Raw genomic sequence first — 19070 nt, forward strand, 5'->3', positions numbered from 1 at the left:
AGGCCACACTGTGTCAGGCGGTAAGCCTAGAGCTATATCGTAAAGCTGCCATCACTTAGGGTGTGTGCCAGCTCAACAATATCCTGTGGTAGTGGCGCGGTTAGCTCTATTGACTCACCCGTCTCAGGATGAATAAAGCCCAGCTTGTAAGCATGCAGCGCTTGGCGCGGGAAGCTTTGAATGGCTTGGCGCTGCTCAGGGGTAAGTCCTGCTCTGAGCTGTTGACGATTGCCATAGATATCATCACCGATAATAGGATGGCCGATGTGGCTTAGATGTACCCGAATTTGATGGGTACGTCCCGTTTCGAGGCGCACATCGAGCAGGCTATAAGTGTCACTCAGCGGCGTGATTTTCATAATATGAGTAATGGCGGTTTTGCCGGTGCTGGTCACCGTCATTTTTGTACGCTGGGTGCGATGACGGCCAATGGGCGCATCAATGGTACGCTGACGGGCTAGGCTTGGGGCATCACCAGCCACCACACACTGATAGTGGCGATAGACGCTTTTATCTTTTAGCTGCTCTTGCAGCTCTAGCTGCGCCGCTTTGGTTTTGCCAATAACCAATAAGCCAGAGGTGTTTTTGTCAATACGGTGTACCAGACCAGCTCGGGGCAAATGTGCTTGATTGGGGTAATGATACAGCAAACCATTCACCAAGGTGCCACTCCAGTTGCCCGCACCTGGATGCACCACCATACCGACCGGCTTATTAATCACTATCACGCTGTCATCTTCATAGATGATATCAAGCTTAATATCTTCTGGCTGATCGCTGCCGTGTTGCTCAAGCTTGGTCTCTAGACGAACAATATCTCCGACTTTGACCCGATATTTGGCCTTCTCATTATGGTCATTGACTGTCAAGTTGCCGGATTTTAGCCAGTCTTGTAACTGAGCACGCGAATGCTCAGTAAACATATCAGCGGCCAGCTTATCAATACGCTGTCCTGCTTGCTCTTGAGTGACGGTATGCAGCTCAGACACCTCTAACGCATCACCTTGAGCGCCGCTATGGGCTACAGTGGCGGCTTCATCATCAAAAGCCAACACCTCCTCGTCATCTAGCTCATTGTCATACTCAGTATCGTCATACTCAGCATCATCATATAGGCCCTCATCTTGAGTACTGCTGGTCTGCGTCTCAATTGGCTCATGCTCTAGTGAGGCATCATGGTCCGTATCATCCCTCTGGTTTTGCTGAGTTTTGGGGACATCGGAGGCGTGACAATCTTGGCCTTGTGGGTGATTAGGGTAATTTGGGTTATTTTGCAGATTTGATGCTGAAGACATAATAAGTGTGACCAATTTGAGTTGCTATTTAATGTGCTAAGTGTAGCATGATTTGACCAAATCTCAGCGCTTTACCCGCAGCTGTTGGGACAATATAGTGCTATTATTGTCCTAATTAAGCACAATACCCCTTTAGCTTAGATAGTTTTAGCTTAGATCATTTACAACCGGTGACCACAAAAACATTATCGTTGTAATCACTAACAATCCTATACCAAAATATGATTGTAGCGTGCTACACTAGGGCGACTAAAATTTGACTAAAATATTCTGCGGAGATTTCCATGCAGCGTGCTTCAACTCCTTTTTTTACAGCATCAAATCAAAAACCATCTCACTCACCTGCCAAAAATAAACTGGCTTTTGCCGTGCTGACAGCAGGCCTATTAAGCTTAACTGGCTGTCAGACACTAAAGAATATCACCGGCAAAGACAGTGACACAGTAGCCACCGCAGAGAAGACTGATGCACAGTACTACCAAGAAGCTGTAAAAGCTATGGACAAAGGCCGTTACATTTATGCCTCTGAACAGCTCACTGAACTTCGCACCTTCTATCCGACAGGCGCTTATGCTGAGCAGGCTTTACTTGACTTGATGTACAGCCAATTCCAGACTAAAGATTATGAGCTTGCTGCCACCAGTGCTGAGCAGTTTATCAAACTCTATCCACGCAACCCTCAGGTTGATTATGCTTACTATGTGCGCGGTGTGGCCAACATGCATGCCGGTACCAGCAGCCTCTTGAGCATTGCTCGTATGCAACAAGCGGACCGTGATACCTCTTATTATCGTTTGGCATTTAGCAACTTCCAAGATCTTTTATCGCGCTTTCCAAACAGCAGCTACGCCCCAGACGCCGCTCAGCGCATGACATATATCTACAATCAGTTTGCAGAAAGTGAGCTGAGCGCTGCTCGTTGGTACATCAAACGTGAAGCTTATGTCGCTGCAGCCAACCGTGCCAAATGGGTATTCCAGTACTATCCTTTAAGCCAACAAATCCCTGAGTCTATCGCTATTTTGGCGTACAGTAATGAGCAGTTGGGCTTAACTGACCTTGCCAATCAGTACAAAACCCTATTACAAATTAACTATCCTGAGTGGCTGACCCGTGATGGTGGCGTGCGTATTAACAGCAACCGCACTGCCAGCTTATTAAACAAAATCACTTATGGTAAATTAGGCCGATCTAATAATGGCGATGATAGCCCTGCAGCTACAGGTGAATACACAGGTCCTACTAAGCAGCAGGTTATCCAGCAAGCTGCGCAAATGCAATTGCCTAGCGATAATGCGGCAACTTCGCAAGCTGACTTACCAACCATTAATAGCAATCGCCGCGGTGTCAAATTAGGCCTTGGCCTGCCAGATGATGCAAGTGCACAGCCTGTTCCAAGCCCGCAGCCACAAACTCGCATTACAAGCCCAAGCCAGATGTACCCTGAACAAATGGATCCACAATAAGCCATCGATACCTTTTAGATATCAACCTATAAATGATTATAGTATAAATACTAAAAGGTCGGCGATGTAGAGTTGGCCCTGACCCCTGACCCTATCTAGGCGCCAGGGGTTATTGCGCTTTAATGCTCTATCATGTCACTTGTCTCTTGTGAATTTAAGTGATTGACCTCATCTTCCTCACAACCCACTTTGTCAGATAAAGCGCCGTTATGAGCATCCCTAACCACATTCTTGATCAGCTCAATAGCCAAGCCGACCTGGTAGGGATTATTGGCAAACACACCACGCTTAAGCGCGCGGGAAAAGAGTTTAAGGGCAATTGTCCTTTTCATGGCGAAAAAACGCCCTCTTTTTATGTTAATCCCCAAAAAAATGTCTATAACTGCTTTGGCTGCGGTGTGAGTGGTAATGCCATTAAGTTTTTGCGGGAATACGAAAACCAAACCTTTATGGAGGCAGTACAAGAGCTGTCACGCCAGACGGGTATAGAGATTCCCAAAGAAGACAACAAAGACTTGCGTTATAAACGCAGCGCCAAACCCACGCCCACGGCCCCTGCGCCCTCGTGGACTGGCAATGGCAAACGCTTAAATGACACGCACACTGCGGCGACGACACCGCATTCGGGCCAAACTAATGGCTTAGCCACTAATACGACATCAGTGGCTGACGCGCCCCCTGCTTATTTCGATGAAGACAGCTATTTTAATTTAGATTCAGCGGCGCCCAGTGATTGGGATATGGGCGACACACCTGGTGATAACCTTGGTTATGACAGCGGCTTTACAGATATGTCTTCCTCTAACTTTGGTGGTCAAGCCACCATAGAGCAAGACGGCAACTTATATGAGCTACTGATCCAAATTGGCCAATTCTATCAAAACAATCTGCGTAATAACCTGCATGCCATGGCGTATTTTACAGAGCGGGGATTAACCGATGCCACCATTAATGAATTTGGTCTGGGTTATGCACCCACCGGCTGGCAGCATTTAGAAGAGGCCTTTCCGCAGGATATTGCAGGTCTAAAAGCTTTGGGTCTGGTGCGTCAATCTGAAAAGGGTCGCGACTATGATCTGCTGCGTGATCGGGTTATTTTTCCTATTCGCGACAATCAAGGCCAGATTATTGGCTTTGCCGGTCGGGCATTAGACAACGAAGTTAAGCCCAAATACATCAACTCCAGTGACTCCCCTGTCTTTCATAAGCAGCATGTACTCTACGGCTATTACGAGTCACGCCAACAGCGAGCGAACGATTGGCTGGTGGTTGAAGGCTATATGGATGTCATTGCCTTATATCAAGCGGGTATCTATGGCGCAGTGGCCTCAATGGGTACCTCGATTAACGAAACCCAAATCGCCCGCTTATTGCAAATGAACCCCACCTTAACCTTATGTTTTGATGGTGACAGTGCCGGTCAAAAGGCCGCTTGGCGTACGCTTGAGGTGGCCTTACCTGTGCTAAGCGATGACAAAGAGCTGCGCTTTTTAACCCTACCAGGTGGGCATGACCCAGACACTTACATTGCCATGCAGGGTGTGGAGGCGATGCGAGAGCAGATTAAGCGTGCCATGCCGTTATCGCAATACATTTTTGCTTATCTCAGCGAGCGCTATGACTTAAGCTTAGCCGAAGGTAAAGCCAAGCTGATGTCACAAGTGCGTCAGTTGACCAATAATCTGCCCAAGGGTTCAAGCTTTAAGTATCTGCTTAATAACGATATTTATCAAAAGCTTGGCGGGCGCAAAAATCAAAAAAACTCCGCCCATGATGTCTTATTAGATTTCGACAGCGACATGACGGTGAGCCGACAGCTCGAGTTGTGTTTGCTGTTTGCCCCGCACTTATTGGCAGAAGACCCCATCAAGCGACTGTGGGAGGTGTCTGGTGTGGCAGATATTAAGATACCTGAAAAATCGATAGGCACACAGCAAGCACCCGTAGCGACCCCACCTTTGCCAAGCTGGGAGGATTTTAATAGCCCAAGTCTTACCCAGCTGACTCAGACTATCATTGGTCTTACCCCTTATTTGCCTGAGGACACCAATGCGGCCGCTCACTTTATTTTGGCCAATTTGCCAAGTGGCCTACAACAAAATCTTGCCACCCGCTGGCATCCATTTTGGTCCAATCTCAACCAGCGCGGGATTATTGACGTAGATGACTTGGTAGATGACTTGTTAACTCAGCTGATGCTACAAGCCTTATCAAAACAGATGAGTCAGTCACCAGGGCTGGTGATTACCAGCCATCTGAACCGGCAGCGTCAGACCTTAATGAACTGGCTTAAAAAGCAGCAAGCTGAGCAGTCCTCCAAGATATAATCCTGAGGGTCTAACAATCTTGAGGGTCTAACAGCGCTCCTACACTGATAACTGGTTTTAAATTGTGCTTTAATCTGGCATTTATCAACCTTTTTAGACCAAAAACTAGCCGTGGCTTTAAAAAAAGGGTTATGCCCCCATATCATTAATATCGCCGGGTAGTACCCAAGTAAATACCCCCTAAGTTTAGACTCAGGTTTGGCAAGTTAGTTTTTATAGCTTGCGCTGTATTTGCGGTGCTGTTTTGGATATTATGTTATAATATCGGACTCATTTTTGATTTTTGGCTACAGATTTAGTTGCTCAAATTTACGTAAATAGCTTTGGCAAAAACTAAAACAATAAGACAACCATCTGGCCATCTAAAAACCATGTGCACCCCTCACTCTACCTTTAACCCACATCTTCTATTGCAAGCGAGATATTATGACCGATAAGGCAGCCTCTCAATCTACCTCTCAACTAGCCACACTTATCCAGATGGGTAAAGAGCAAGGCTATTTGACTTATGCTGAGGTTAACGACCAACTTCCCGCCTCAATCACCGAAAGCGACCAAATTGAAGACATCGTTCAAATGCTTACGGATGTTGGTATTAAAATCTTTGAATCAGCGCCAGATGCTGATGATATCTTGATGAACGATGGTGCTAACGATGACGACATGGCCACAGATGAAGCTGCTGCTGTATTGGCTGCGGTAGAAACTGAGCCTGGTCGCACCACCGACCCTGTGCGTATGTATATGCGTGAAATGGGTACGGTTGACTTATTGACGCGTGAAGGTGAAATCGTTATCGCCAAGCGTATCGAAGAGGGTATCCGTGATGTCCAGCATGCCATGGCTTACTGGCCCGGTACTGTGCAGTTTATCCTAGATGAATATGACTTAGTAGAAGCGGGCGAGAAAAAACTCTCTGACGTCATCACTGGTTTTTTAGATCCTGAAGAGATTGAACCGGCAGTTGTGGAAGAAGACGAAGAAAAAATCCCCGTTATCACCACCAAATCTAAAGCTAAAGATGTCGATGACGAAGATGATGAAGAAGAAGCTGAGGAAGAGGAAGAAGCTGAAGAAAGCGGTGGCCTAGATCCTGAGCTGGTTCGTCAACGTGTCGAGGAGATCCGTGAATTATTTGCGGTGGCAAAACAAGCCCTAGAGCAGTATGGTCGTGGCAGTGCGCAAGCTGAAGAAGCCTATGCTCAGCTGGCCGAACGCTTTATGCTATTAAAGCTTAACAACCGCATGGCGGATAATGTTATGGCCATTATGCATGATGTTTATGACGATGTGCGTAAGCAAGAGCGTCAAATCATGCGCTTGGTCATTCGCCGCGGTAAAATGCCTCGTAGCGAGTTCCGTAAGACTTTCCCAAGTAACGAGACCAACGTAGATTGGCTAACTGATCGCCTAAAAGGCAACCCTAAATTTGCAGATAGCTTAGCCAAAGTGGTCGACGATGTGGTGGTGTTACAGCGCCGTATCCGCGACCATGAAGACAAGCTGGACATGCAAATTACCGAAATGAAAGAAGTGGCGCGCCGTATGGCCATCGGTGAGGCAAAAGCCCGCCGTGCCAAAAAAGAGATGGTCGAAGCCAACTTACGTTTGGTAATCTCTATTGCTAAGAAATATACCAACCGTGGCCTACAGTTCTTAGACTTGATTCAAGAAGGCAACATTGGCTTGATGAAAGCGGTAGATAAATTTGAATATCGCCGTGGTTATAAGTTCTCAACTTATGCCACTTGGTGGATTCGTCAGGCCATTACCCGCTCTATTGCTGACCAAGCCCGCACCATTCGTATTCCAGTGCATATGATTGAGACCATCAACAAAATCAACCGTGTGTCTCGTCAATTGTTGCAAGAGATGGGTCGTGAGCCCACACCTGAGGAATTAGGCGAACGTTTAGAGATGGATGAGGTTAAGGTTCGTAAGGTATTAAAAATTGCCAAAGAGCCTATCTCTATGGAGACCCCCATCGGTGATGATGAAGATTCACACCTAGGTGATTTCATTGAGGACCAGACCATCTCAAGCCCTGTAGAAGATGCCACCTCAGCAGGTCTACAAGAAGCGACTCGAGATGTGCTGAGCAACTTAACAGAACGTGAAGCCAAGGTGCTACGCATGCGTTTTGGTATTGATATGCCAACCGATCACACCCTAGAAGAGGTTGGTAAGCAGTTCGATGTGACGCGTGAGCGTATTCGTCAGATTGAAGCCAAAGCGTTACGTAAACTGCGTCACCCTTCTCGCTCTGAGCATTTACGTTCGTTCTTAGAAAACGACTAAGCCAAGGTTGAGTCAACGCCCATAACCTGTTGTAGCAAAAAAGCTGAGAATCTCTCAGCTTTTTTGTGTTTAAAGCCTATAAATACCTCAGGCTAAAGCAGGTGTTAGCGCTCTGCTTTACCCCTTGAAAAACTGAACAATACCTCCATATAGTATTCATACAAAATATAAACGGAGACATTATGTCTAACAAAAACATCGATTTAAGCCGTGAATTAACCTTACATACCGATCCACTGGCCAAAAAAACGGACATCCAAAACCCAGGTCTTTGGGCATTTCCAATGGATTATCCGATGAGCATTATTGGTCATGAAGGTGAGCATGACACCCTTTTAAATGAAGTTAAGCTTATTCTAGGCACTCAGTTTGAGGACTTCGATATGGAAACTTTAGTCGTCAAACAATCCAGCACCGGCCGCTTTACTTCAGTACGTGCCAAATTACACTTTACTGAAGCAGCTCAAGTCAATGACTTATACGCAGCCCTTGATCAGGCAAAAACTGTCCGTACTGTCGTATAAGCAGGCCATCTAAATAGCAGTTGGCCACTGTATCGCCCTTATTTTACCCAAAAAAGCAGTGTTAGCTGCTTTTTTTTATGGGTGAAATTTAACGCGGTACTCACTGTTTTGAGCAAATGGCTGTAATAAAAAGGGCATGTTTTAAGTGTAAGTTACCAGAAGTCAATAGTGACACAATGAATTTAATTTTAGCCGATTTGATTTGGCTGAATAAACTTTGAGCCTGACTTTGTGGTTTACAATTTAATTAAAAAAGTTTTTTTAATCGTTTTTAGCCGTATTTTTTACTTGACACATGCGCTAACCGGCAGCGTTTCAACGGTTGCCAATTTGCAAGTTTTTTTGATGTCTGATTATTCATCATAAATCACCTGCTTGAACTGCTAAGCCGTAGTTTGTCAAGATAGCAAAAATTCTTTTTTTCCTTTATATTGTGCCTATAACATAAAAACCACCCCATATATTGTGTTTAATATTTTAAGACACACACTATATATTGGGGTATTATTTTTCTGATTGTCAGGTTTTTGACCGGCAATCTGGTGACAACGAGCGGAGAGAGCAATGACACATATGGATAATATTAAAGTAATGAAACGAGACGGCCGTCTAGAGCCCATCGATTTAGATAAAATCCATAAGGTCATTACTTGGGCAGCCGAAGGATTAGACAATGTTTCTGTATCTCAGGTTGAGTTAAAGTCGCACATTCAGTTTTATGATGGCATCAAAACCCGTGACATTCACGAGACCATCATTAAGGCTGCTGCTGACCTAATCTCTGAGGATACGCCAGATTATCAATATCTTGCGGCACGTTTGGCAATCTTCCACTTGCGTAAAATTGCCTACAATCAATTTGAGCCACCTCACCTATTTGACCATGTAACCAAATTAACCGAGGCGGGTAAATACGATCAGCACATTTTACAAGACTACTCACGTGAAGAGTTTGATGAGTTAAATGACTACATCGACCACTGGCGCGATATGAATCTTGCTTATGCCGCTGCCGAACAAATGGCCGGTAAATACTTAGTACAAGACCGTGTGACCAAAACCGTTTATGAAAGTCCGCAGTTCTTATATGTACTGGTGGGCATGTGTCTGTTCGCCTCATACGATAAGTCTGAGCGCATGCACTATGTGAAGCGTTTTTATGATGCTGCCTCTACGTTCAAAATCTCATTACCCACCCCCATTATGTCCGGTGTGCGCACCCCTTCACGTCAATTTAGCTCGTGCGTACTGATTGAATGTGGTGATAGCTTAGACTCAATCAACGCCACAACCAGCGCCATTGTACGCTATGTATCGCAGCGTGCTGGTATTGGTATCAATGCCGGTAACATCCGTGCGCTAGGCAGCCCTATCCGAGGCGGTGAAGCTCAGCACACCGGCTGTATCCCTTTTTATAAGCTGTTCCAAACAGCAGTTAAATGCTGCTCGCAAGGTGGCGTACGTGGCGGCGCAGCGACCTTATTCTACCCACTGTGGCACTTAGAAGTAGAGTCGCTATTGGTTCTAAAAAATAACCGCGGCGTAGAAGACAACCGTGTGCGCCACATGGACTATGGCGTACAAATTAACCGCACCTTATATACCCGTTTGATTAAAGGTAAAGACATCGCCTTATTCTCACCCTCAGATGTGCCTGGTCTATATGAAGCCTTCTTCGCTGACCAAGACAAGTTTGAAGCGCTATACACCAAGTACGAAAAAGACGATAACATCCGCAAACGTCATGTGCCTGCAGCCGACCTATTTAGCTTATTGATGCAAGAGCGTGCCAGTACTGGTCGTATCTACATCCAAAACGTGGACCACTGCAACACGCACAGCCCATTTGATCCAACTGTCGCCCCTATCCGTCAATCAAACCTATGTATGGAAATTGCGCTACCAACTAAGCCGCTGGATAACATTAATGACGAAGAAGGCGAAATTGCACTGTGCACCCTATCTGCGGTGAACCTTGGCGAAGTCGATAGCTTAGAGGATATCGAAGAGCCTGCAGAATTAATCGTGCGCGCCTTAGATGCGCTACTTGATTACCAAGACTACCCAGTAAAAGCCGCTGAAAATGGCAGCATGAATCGCCGTACGCTGGGTGTGGGTGTGATTAACTATGCTTATTACTTGGCTAAAAATGGTACCCGCTACTCGGACGGCTCATCGCTTGGTCTGACGCACCAGACTTTTGAGGCATTGCAGTACTATTTACTAAAAGCCTCGAACAAACTGGCCAAAGAAAAAGGCGCTTGCCCCGCCTTTAATGAGACCACTTACTCACAAGGTATTTTGCCGATTGATACTTACAAAGCAGACTTAGATAAGGTGTGCAATGAGCCATTGCGCCTTGATTGGGAAGCGTTACGTCAGGAGATTAAAACCCATGGCCTACGCAACTCTACTTTGTCAGCCTTGATGCCTTCTGAGACCTCAAGCCAGATTGCTAACGCCACCAACGGTATTGAGCCACCTCGTGGTCTGGTATCAGTAAAAGCGTCAAAAGATGGTATCTTAAAGCAAGTGGTGCCCGATATCTTAAACTTAAAAGGCAACTACGAGCTATTGTGGCAAATGCCAAATAATGATGGCTATCTAAAGCTGGTGGCCGTGATGCAAAAGTTCATTGACCAAAGCATCTCCGCCAACACCAACTACGATCCAACCCGCTTCGAGGGCAATCGTGTACCTATGAAGGTATTACTAAAAGACTTGCTAACTGCTTATAAACTGGGCGTTAAGACACTTTACTATCACAACACTCGTGATGGTGCTAATGATGCTCAAGCCGATATCGATGACGGCTGTGCCAGCGGTGCTTGTAAGCTGTAATCTGTAAAGCATCTCCTCTACAAACAAACCGTTATATATATGTTTGCTTTAAAGTCTCCCCTTTTTGAGGGGAGACTTAGAGTGGTGCGTCTTGATTTGCTTAATTTGTAGGTTGGGTGGAGTTTACGACACCCAAACTTAAAAGACTGGCCTTGGCATCGGGGTTCTTTAAAAATGGAGAAATATGCGGGTCATAGGCAGATTATCTTTAAAGACAATAGCCGTGCCTCGTCCCTCGGCGGAGAGCTACAATTTTTGGAATTATCTTTATTGCCATATTCTTGATAACTTATGAGGTGCTAGTTCTTATATTATTAAATAATTATATAGATGTATTACTCAACTCTTTTGTTATTTAGAGAATAATCATTATGTTAGTTAAATACTTAGGTGCTTCATATGATAATAAAAGCAATAGCTTCATCCCTCGTCGTGAATTTTTAGAAAATGGTTTGTTTAGGATGACACAGCCCAAGTTTCTTAATGATAAAAGTGAAGCTAAATTTTACCCATATATAGATAAGTTCTCTACAGCTGATATTGATTATGCACGTAAACGTCATAGTTTATCTGGCATTACATCTAATGTCTCTGAACCTTCAGAAGAGTTTTTAATAAATTTTTATCTAAAGCCACCTGGAATTCGTTATGTTCCAGAAAATTTCCCTACCCTATTAGGCTTTACAGATTATAGTACTCTAGAGGAATATAAGTCAGCTCAGAAAAAACATATTTTAAAAGCTGTGGAAAAGTTCAATACATATATATACGAAGCTTTAAGTAGCCAAATAGGGGTTTTTTCATTATCTGAAAACGCTACCGACAAACGTATGTGGGCACATTATGCTAGTGAAGGAAAAGGATTAGCCATAATATTTAGAGAAAATCATCCTTTTTTCAAGGAGTTTAGACTTTCAAAAGTCAGTTATGATATTAGAGATAGAGCCTCTATATCTTATTACGATGGTACTTTTAGAGTAGATGGTGAGCCTGTTCGTAAATATGAATATGCTGATGATTTAGGTGATTTGAGGTTTAGTGACTTATTATCTAAAGATTTTAGAAAAAATATGGAGCTTAGCCAGAAATTACTATTCACTAAAACTAATGGATGGAGTTATGAGCAAGAGCGAAGACTTATCTGTCCTTTATCTATGTGTGAAGAAAAAAAAGGTAGAAATATAGAGCCTAACTTCCCTGAGCATACGCCAAAATCTATATCAAAATATTTTAAAAGCTACCCAGAAGTTTGCTTAAAAAAAATTCCATTTGAGGCCTTTGACTCAGTAGTTTTTGGTTATGATATGAGTAAGTCACAAATAAATGAAACTATAGAAAAAATTAATACAAACCCGTATTTGAAACACTTAGAACTCAAGCAAGCTGATTTTGATATCTATGGAAAAATCATACTTAAAGAACTTTATTTACCATAGCTATCTCATAGTTATATCAGTACATTTCATGCATCATTTAAACTATATAATTGGTGCGTGAGACATACACTATCTTCTAAAACTCAAAGAACCGCCCCCTTCCTTTGTAAAGGAAGGGCTGGGGATGGATTAAAAAACCCAACACCCCAGCCAAACCAACTAAGCATCGCAAGCCTTACTCGAAGGTGCGGTTTAGCCCTGACAGAAGCGGTATACTACTGGTTTGAGCGAGCTGCGAGAGCTAGGTATTGAGAGGATATCGAGACAACAGGAACCGCTCAAACCGTGCTCTCGCCTCGCTCATGCGAGTAGATACAAGCATATGGCAGGAGTAGCTGCAAAACAGATGACAAAGACAAAAGTTTAACAAACCCAACTGTAAACCAATGATGAATAAAAAGGTAGAATCATGACGTACTCAATCTTTAGCCAAACAAAAAATGACGCGCTTAAAGAGCCGATGTTTTTTGGTCAGCCCGTTAACGTAGCACGCTATGACCAACAAAAGCACCCCATCTTTGAACAACTTATCGAAAAGCAGTTGTCATTTTTCTGGCGTCCAGAAGAGGTTGATGTATCAAAAGACCGTATCGACTACGGTAACTTGTCCACGCATGAGCAGCATATTTTTATCAGTAACCTAAAATACCAAACCTTGCTAGACTCCATTCAAGGTCGTAGCCCAAACGTGGTGCTATTGCCGTTGGTATCTATCCCTGAGCTTGAGACTTGGATTGAAACATGGTCATTCTCCGAGACCATCCACTCACGCAGCTATACCCATATTATTCGTAATATCGTCAACGACCCTGCTGTGGTATTCGATGACATTATGGAAAATGAGCACATTCTACAGCGTGCTTCAGACATTGCTTATTATTATGATGACTTGTACCAACATTCACAGCTATATAGCCTATTTGGCCCAGGTACACACATCGTCAATGGTGAAGAAAAGTATGTCGACTTACGCAAACTAAAAAAACAGCTTTATCTGTGCTTGATGGCCGTTAACGTATTAGAGGCCATTCGCTTCTACGTATCATTCGCCTGCTCGTTTGCCTTTGCTGAGCGCAAACTGATGGAAGGTAACGCCAAGATCATTAAGCTTATCGCCCGTGATGAAGCGCTGCATTTAACCAGTACCCAGCACATGATTAATATCATGGCGTCAGGCAAAGATGATCCTGAAATGGCAGAGATTGCTGCACAATGTCATAACGAGAGTATTGAGATTTTCCGAAAAGCGGCTGAACAAGAAAAAGAATGGGCAGGTTATCTGTTTAAAGACGGCTCTATGATTGGCCTAAACAAAGACATCCTATGCCAGTATGTCGAGTATATTACTAACTTACGTATGGAAGCGGTCGGCTTACCGGGTATCTTCCCTGAATCTAAGAGCAACCCTATTCCTTGGATCAATACTTGGTTGTCATCAGATAACGTACAGGTCGCACCGCAAGAGACTGAAATCAGCTCCTACCTTGTCGGCCAAATTGACTCTGACTTATCAGACAGTGACTTTGATGACTTCGAGTTGTAATACTATATTTGATGACTTCGAGTTGTAATACTATAAGCGTATAAACTTATTAGACACTGGCTTATTTAAACTTACTGACTGTTTTAAACTTACTGACTGTGGTTTTTTGCTATGACTTGGGTATTTACCTCAAAGACACGCTTTTATCTACACGATGATGAGACGTTGCTCGATGGTCTACTACGTACCGGACACGATATTAATTATCAATGCCGTGAAGGGTACTGTGGCAGTTGCCGTGTTAAGCTAACCGCCTCCTCTTTTCCTATCAGCTATGCTAAGCCGCCTTTGGCCATGCTAGAAAAAGGAGAGATACTCGCCTGCTGCTGTCAGGTTAAAGGCATGATCCGTCTCAAAAACGTTAGTTAATTACGCCATAAGTCAGCGCCTATTATCTTTGGATATTCAGCAGTATTTGGATTGTCAGCACAAAAAACCCGCGAGAAACATTGCGGGTTTTTTATCACTTATTATTAGCTATATCGCTACTACTGATGAGGCAGCGGGTCTACTTTGGGTCTTGCGCCATTTTCAAACAGCTCAATGAGCTCCTCTCTTAGCTGAGCACGCTGCTCATCACTTAAAGGATTGGCATTGCCTTCTGGTGACTCTAAATAAAGCTCAGGGTCGTCATTGGACATGGGCATCTGAGGTGGCACAACTTCAGTCTGAGTTGGACGCTCCGCGAGGGTGATATCGATGTTCATATTCTTTGAATTACGCAGCACTTGTACCTTAAGGGTATCATGCGGCATCTTTCTGGCCACATGCTGAATAAGGCGATTAGAGTCAGTCATCTCAACGCCATCGATAGATAAAATTACATCCCCAACTTTTAGGCCACTTTTGGCGGCAGGGCTACCGGCAATGATATTACGCACCACCACCCCTGTGGTATTATCAATTTGTGAAGGATCACGCAGCTGAGATAATACTTCTATACCCAGCCAGCCGCGACTGACCTTACCATCTTTGATAATGGCATTCATCACCTGCTCAACCAAAGCCGTTGGAATAGCAAAGCCAATCCCCATTGAGCCGCCTGAGCGCGAGAAGATAAGGGTGTTAATACCCACCAATTCGCCTCGAGCATCTACCAATGCCCCGCCGGAGTTACCTGGGTTAATAGCAGCATCCGTCTGAATAAAGTCTTCATAAGTATTGACGCCAAGACCGGTACGACCTGTGGCTGAGATAATGCCTTGGGTAACGGTCTGACCCACACCAAAGGGGTTACCAATGGCCAAAGCCACATCGCCCACTTCAATAGGCAGCTCTCTAAACGCTAATGGCTCAAGACCACTCATGTCGACTTTAATCACTGCCAAATCACTGTCAGGATCAGTGCCCACAACCTTGGCCACCGCTTTGCGGCCGTCATTCAATGCCACCACAATCTCATCGGCTTGGGCAATCACGTGGGCATTGGTGACAATATAGCCATCGGTTGAGACGATAACCCCTGAACCTAGATTGGTCTCTTGGCCGGCTTGTGGCGTTTGGCCATGAAACTCGTAAAAACGACGCAATACGGGGTCGTTCATATAAGGATTTTGTACAATTTGGGTCGTATAGATATTCACCACAGAGCGAGAGGCTCTGGCCACAGCATTGTGATAAGAGGTAACCGGCTCCGGTCTATCTGACACGCGGCCATTATTGAGCGGAATAGAGGTGGTCTCGCTACGAGGCGGCTCCCAAGCACTTTGTTGGCGGGTTTTTTGGTCAATATACACCCAAATAAAAGCCGCTAGAACTGCTATTAGTAATAACCAGGGTAGAACTTTCCAAATAATATTTGTTTTTGATGATGCAGACATGTCACTCCTCGATGCTCTCAACTTGGCACAGCCGGCAAACCTGTTTATCCTACCCCCTACTTTAGATGAGCAGTAAAAAATGTCTGAACTCAGTAGGTTTACCGCATATGTTGGCGTTGCTATAGTTTAATTATTTAATTGCATACCAATAAATAGCTATTAGTTTAACATTTGTTAGGCTATTACTGGGAAACCTCTCTGCTATTTTGCAACATATATTGTTCAGTTCCTGTTACTTGCCGGCCATATCTTATACACTGGCCACCTCTTATTGCTATTGCTTATGTATCTTTATTTAGGAGACTTACTATGACTCAATCCTATGACCCTCAAACAGCGGCTAATATCCCTCAAACGGCTACGATGACCCCATCAGCTTTGGCGCAGTGGTGTGATGACTATCTGCAAGTAGATGCCTTTAAAGATTACTGCCCAAATGGACTACAAGTCGATGCGGATGCCCCCATCCATAAGATTGTCACCGGAGTGACCGCCACTCAAAACCTTATCGACGCAGCCATTAGTGAGCAAGCTGATGCCATCTTGGTACATCATGGTTATTTTTGGAAAGGTGAAGATCAGCCGTTAGTGGGCATGAAGGGCAAGCGTATTCGTAGCTTACTACAAAACAATATCTCACTACTTGCCTATCATTTGCCGTTAGATGCGCACCCTGTGATCGGTAATAACACCACTTTAGCCCAGCTCTTATCGCTTGAGATTACCGGTGCACTGTATCCTGAAGATAACTATCCTGTGGGCAATATCGCACAGTGTGAGCCTACCGCTATTGAGGACTTTATAGCGCGAGTCACCACCCAGTTACAGCGTACCCCAACCCACATTGCAGCGGGCAATAAGCTGATTACTAAAGTAGGGCTGTGTACTGGTGGTGCTCAAGATATGATTGAACAAGCAGCGAAGATGGGCTGTCAGCTTTATATATCAGGAGAGATATCAGAGCGTACCACTCATGCTGCCCGTGAACTGGGCATTGATTATCTAGCCTGCGGTCATCATGCTACAGAGCAAGGAGGCATTAAGGCGTTAGGCGAGCTTATTGCACAGACGCACGGTGTACAAGTACGCTTTATCGACGATCCTAATCCTGCATAGTGAAACACTTAAAATTCTTAGTTAAATTGCTGCTTTGATATCATCAAACCTAACCATTCATTTTATAATTCACATCAATAAAATATTTTTTAGTATAATAAGCCAACATAAGCTGGGTTTTTAGTGATTTTGGTTCTGATATGTGGCAGCAATACATGACAGTGGCTGTCAAATATCATTACCTATTGAGTTATGACTAATAGCCCCCATCTATCTGCTTATCCGTTTCACTTACTGTTTTTTTCAAAGAACAGTAGTTGTTTTTAGTTATTTAGCAAACCTCGTTGCCATATGATCTTAGTGGTTTTGGCTCAGCGGCACAAAGACGGGGAATGCTCTGCAGTGAACTGCCAAATTTTACAAATCATCGCAAGTGCGGATTTTGATAAGTGGCACTAAGGGTGCTATTAGCCTCCTTAGTGCCGCTCGTCAGTGGCCAGTATATTTCTAAAAGTAAAGGACTGACTATCAAGGCAGCTATAGCGCTTTGACGCTCAGTCCTGCCCATTTGATTATACTCGGTTAAAAATCAGCTTGAGATAAGTGGCTTAATTACACGACTTAAAACGATCAGGCCTAAAGGTTAAGTTTTTAGGTCCGAATCAGTCCGGCTTGATAGGCATTGAGTCACTATGCCAGATGCGGGACAAGTTGTAATTTGCCACAAGTGGGTTTTTACTATCGCTTGCCCTTATTAGGTAAGCTTTAGGCTAAAGCCGGCTTTGTCATCGTCTAGCCATAATAAGCCTGTACTTGGTAAATTGTACAGGCGGTTTTGTGTTTTGGTCAGGCTATGATATTTATTCTTGCTGTTTTTAATTCGTCTTGCTAGCAGCCTATTTAACCAAGCTTGTTTTGTTGTTTTTTGAATATGGTCTTATGCCATCGCACCAAACAACCGCCCCCTTAGGGCGAAGCGAAGTTAAATCGTTATAGGTCTTATTAAGTGGTTATTTGTGTTTTTGCACCCTTAATCAAACGCTTAATAGACATCAAAGATAGCGCTATTGTGCAGGATATATTGGTACATACAGATGTCTATTGAGTCACTATAACGCTCGCTGCTCATAGCTGTGGCTTTAACGAGACCTTAATACAATGGTGTATTAACCTCTACACAGTATGGATGGTTGGACGAAGGAGACATCCATGCAACGCATCGCCTATAGGTTAAAACGCAAAGACAAATCCCATTCAAATCCAGTTGTATCACACCTACCCTCTCAAAGCTTCAAACGCGTTAACCGCTTTGTACCTACCCTGTTTTATACCGCTTTCGGTACTAAAAAACCCCTTGCGAGCAAGAAGTTTGCAAAGACCAAGATGCTGGTGCAAATCTCCAGTATTGCGCTACTGTCTTTGCCGGCCAAAAGTTTGACCACCTCCTTATTTAGCACAGATTCTGTAGCATACGATAAGGTTATGGCGTCAAATACTCTCACCTTAGCCTCAGTCAAAGGTGATAGCACTTATTTTGCGACAGATGGCTTTCAGCATGGCTTTGGCTATGACATTGCGCGCAGTTATGCCAATCAATTAGGGGTGACGCTGCAGGTGCAAGATTACGCCAATGAAGCACAAGCACTGCAAGCTGTGCGTCAAGGTAAAGCAGATATGGCGCTGACGACAGCCAGTACAAAGCTAACCGAAGATACCGGACTTAGCGCCATTAACATCAGTTGCGGCTTTGACACCACTTTGGCCACTAATGGGCTACATCCTAAGACCAATTGGGCTTTTCGTAGTAGCAACGACCCGCTTGCCATTAAAGCCAGTGATTTTTTGTGCGAAAATGGCCAGTTAATCAACACCGCCAAAATTGCCAATTTTTATGATCAGACGTTATTAAAAGACGATTACAATCGCGAGCACTTTGAGCAAGCGCTCACTGCCAATTTGCCTCATTATAAGTCCTCCTTCCAGCAGCAAGCCGACACTTATGACCATGATTGGCAGCTGCTTGTCGCCATGGGCTATCAAGAGTCGCATCTGGATGCTAATGCCACCTCACCCACAGGGGTACGCGGGCTTATGATGCTGACCAATAACACCGCCAAAGCCATGGGCGTCTCTGACCGCATCGACCCCTATCAAAGCATCGGCGGTGGTGCACGCTACTTAGAACAAATGAAGGCCGAATTTAGAGATGTGCCAAACCCAGATAGACTGTGGTTCGCCCTCGCCTCTTACAACATGGGTCCCAATGCGGTTAAGAGCATCCAAAGCAAAGTGGCTAAGGCCGGACAAGACCCCAAAAGCTGGACCAATGTGTATGCTTATATGTCCGACCATGCCGGAAGCAACTCACGCTATACCCAGTGCATGCACTATGTGACCAACATTCGCAGCTACTTAGAGTCACTAAAAATGCGCACCGCTTAACTGCTTGTCGGCATCACATTAA

Annotated in this window: 12 protein-coding genes; 10 read left to right on the forward strand and 2 right to left on the reverse strand. The window is 44.5% G+C overall.

Annotated elements, in window-relative coordinates:
• Positions 1–32 precede the first annotated feature (32 nt).
• Complete coding sequence (locus JMX92_RS00850) at positions 33–1295, reverse strand: RluA family pseudouridine synthase (protein WP_201543350.1); 1263 nt, start codon at positions 1293–1295, stop codon at positions 33–35.
• A 284-nt stretch (positions 1296–1579) separates the two neighbouring features.
• On the opposite strand from JMX92_RS00850, the gene JMX92_RS00855 reads away from it, so the two are divergent.
• The 8 genes from JMX92_RS00855 (at position 1580) to yfaE (ending at position 14099) form a co-directional block, all read left to right on the forward strand.
• Entirely contained in the window at positions 1580–2761 is a 1182-nt protein-coding gene (locus JMX92_RS00855) for an outer membrane protein assembly factor BamD (RefSeq protein WP_201543352.1), read from the forward strand.
• Positions 2762–2970: 209 nt separating this feature from the next.
• Positions 2971–5088, forward strand: a complete 2118-nt coding sequence (locus JMX92_RS00860; protein ID WP_201543353.1) for a DNA primase — start codon at positions 2971–2973, stop codon at positions 5086–5088.
• Between the two features lie 426 nt (positions 5089–5514).
• Positions 5515–7386 (forward strand): RNA polymerase sigma factor RpoD, encoded by a 1872-nt coding sequence (rpoD, locus tag JMX92_RS00865; RefSeq protein WP_011960797.1) that lies wholly within the window; start codon positions 5515–5517, stop codon positions 7384–7386.
• A gap of 182 nt (positions 7387–7568) precedes the next feature.
• A complete protein-coding gene (locus JMX92_RS00870) occupies positions 7569–7910 on the forward strand; it encodes a DUF493 domain-containing protein (RefSeq protein ID WP_011960798.1) in 342 nt (113 codons plus the stop codon).
• A 564-nt stretch (positions 7911–8474) separates the two neighbouring features.
• A complete protein-coding gene (nrdA, locus tag JMX92_RS00875; RefSeq protein WP_201543356.1) occupies positions 8475–10751 on the forward strand; it encodes a class 1a ribonucleoside-diphosphate reductase subunit alpha in 2277 nt (758 codons plus the stop codon).
• Between the two features lie 371 nt (positions 10752–11122).
• Positions 11123–12187: a DUF2971 domain-containing protein gene (locus JMX92_RS00880; protein WP_201543358.1), complete on the forward strand. Its 1065-nt coding sequence runs from the start codon at positions 11123–11125 to the stop codon at positions 12185–12187.
• A 409-nt stretch (positions 12188–12596) separates the two neighbouring features.
• The gene (gene nrdB / locus JMX92_RS00885) at positions 12597–13730 is read left to right on the forward strand and encodes a class Ia ribonucleoside-diphosphate reductase subunit beta (RefSeq protein ID WP_110816735.1); all 1134 of its coding nucleotides are present in this window, start codon (positions 12597–12599) and stop codon (positions 13728–13730) included.
• Positions 13731–13841: 111 nt separating this feature from the next.
• Complete coding sequence (gene yfaE, locus JMX92_RS00890; RefSeq protein ID WP_011960801.1) at positions 13842–14099, forward strand: class I ribonucleotide reductase maintenance protein YfaE; 258 nt, start codon at positions 13842–13844, stop codon at positions 14097–14099.
• Positions 14100–14218: 119 nt separating this feature from the next.
• Here yfaE and JMX92_RS00895 read toward each other — a convergent pair whose 3' ends face one another.
• Positions 14219–15550 (reverse strand): S1C family serine protease, encoded by a 1332-nt coding sequence (locus JMX92_RS00895; protein WP_011960802.1) that lies wholly within the window; start codon positions 15548–15550, stop codon positions 14219–14221.
• Positions 15551–15913: 363 nt separating this feature from the next.
• Between JMX92_RS00895 and JMX92_RS00900 the strand changes: the two genes are divergently transcribed.
• Together JMX92_RS00900 and JMX92_RS00905 are read left to right on the forward strand one after the other, a co-directional pair.
• Positions 15914–16666 (forward strand): Nif3-like dinuclear metal center hexameric protein, encoded by a 753-nt coding sequence (locus JMX92_RS00900; protein ID WP_201543483.1) that lies wholly within the window; start codon positions 15914–15916, stop codon positions 16664–16666.
• A gap of 1149 nt (positions 16667–17815) precedes the next feature.
• A complete protein-coding gene (locus tag JMX92_RS00905) occupies positions 17816–19048 on the forward strand; it encodes a transglycosylase SLT domain-containing protein (RefSeq protein ID WP_201543368.1) in 1233 nt (410 codons plus the stop codon).
• Positions 19049–19070: the final 22 nt, after the last annotated feature.

Origin of the sequence: Psychrobacter sp. H7-1 (assembly GCF_904846585.1) — a bacterium.
In the GTDB taxonomy this organism is placed as follows: domain Bacteria; phylum Pseudomonadota; class Gammaproteobacteria; order Pseudomonadales; family Moraxellaceae; genus Psychrobacter; species Psychrobacter raelei.

Excerpts from the sequence above, each read along its gene's own strand:
- nrdA (WP_201543356.1), top strand. The coding sequence starts at position 8,475 with ATGACACATATGGATAATATTAAAGTAATGAAACGAGACGGCCGTCTA.
- JMX92_RS00870 (WP_011960798.1), top strand. The coding sequence starts at position 7,569 with ATGTCTAACAAAAACATCGATTTAAGCCGTGAATTAACCTTACATACC.
- rpoD (WP_011960797.1), top strand. The coding sequence starts at position 5,515 with ATGACCGATAAGGCAGCCTCTCAATCTACCTCTCAACTAGCCACACTT.
- JMX92_RS00900 (WP_201543483.1), top strand. The coding sequence starts at position 15,914 with ATGACCCCATCAGCTTTGGCGCAGTGGTGTGATGACTATCTGCAAGTA.
- JMX92_RS00850 (WP_201543350.1), bottom strand. The coding sequence starts at position 1,295 with ATGTCTTCAGCATCAAATCTGCAAAATAACCCAAATTACCCTAATCAC.
- JMX92_RS00895 (WP_011960802.1), bottom strand. The coding sequence starts at position 15,550 with ATGTCTGCATCATCAAAAACAAATATTATTTGGAAAGTTCTACCCTGG.
- JMX92_RS00860 (WP_201543353.1), top strand. The coding sequence starts at position 2,971 with ATGAGCATCCCTAACCACATTCTTGATCAGCTCAATAGCCAAGCCGAC.
- nrdB (WP_110816735.1), top strand. The coding sequence starts at position 12,597 with ATGACGTACTCAATCTTTAGCCAAACAAAAAATGACGCGCTTAAAGAG.
- yfaE (WP_011960801.1), top strand. The coding sequence starts at position 13,842 with ATGACTTGGGTATTTACCTCAAAGACACGCTTTTATCTACACGATGAT.
- JMX92_RS00905 (WP_201543368.1), top strand. The coding sequence starts at position 17,816 with ATGCAACGCATCGCCTATAGGTTAAAACGCAAAGACAAATCCCATTCA.
- JMX92_RS00855 (WP_201543352.1), top strand. The coding sequence starts at position 1,580 with ATGCAGCGTGCTTCAACTCCTTTTTTTACAGCATCAAATCAAAAACCA.
- JMX92_RS00880 (WP_201543358.1), top strand. The coding sequence starts at position 11,123 with ATGTTAGTTAAATACTTAGGTGCTTCATATGATAATAAAAGCAATAGC.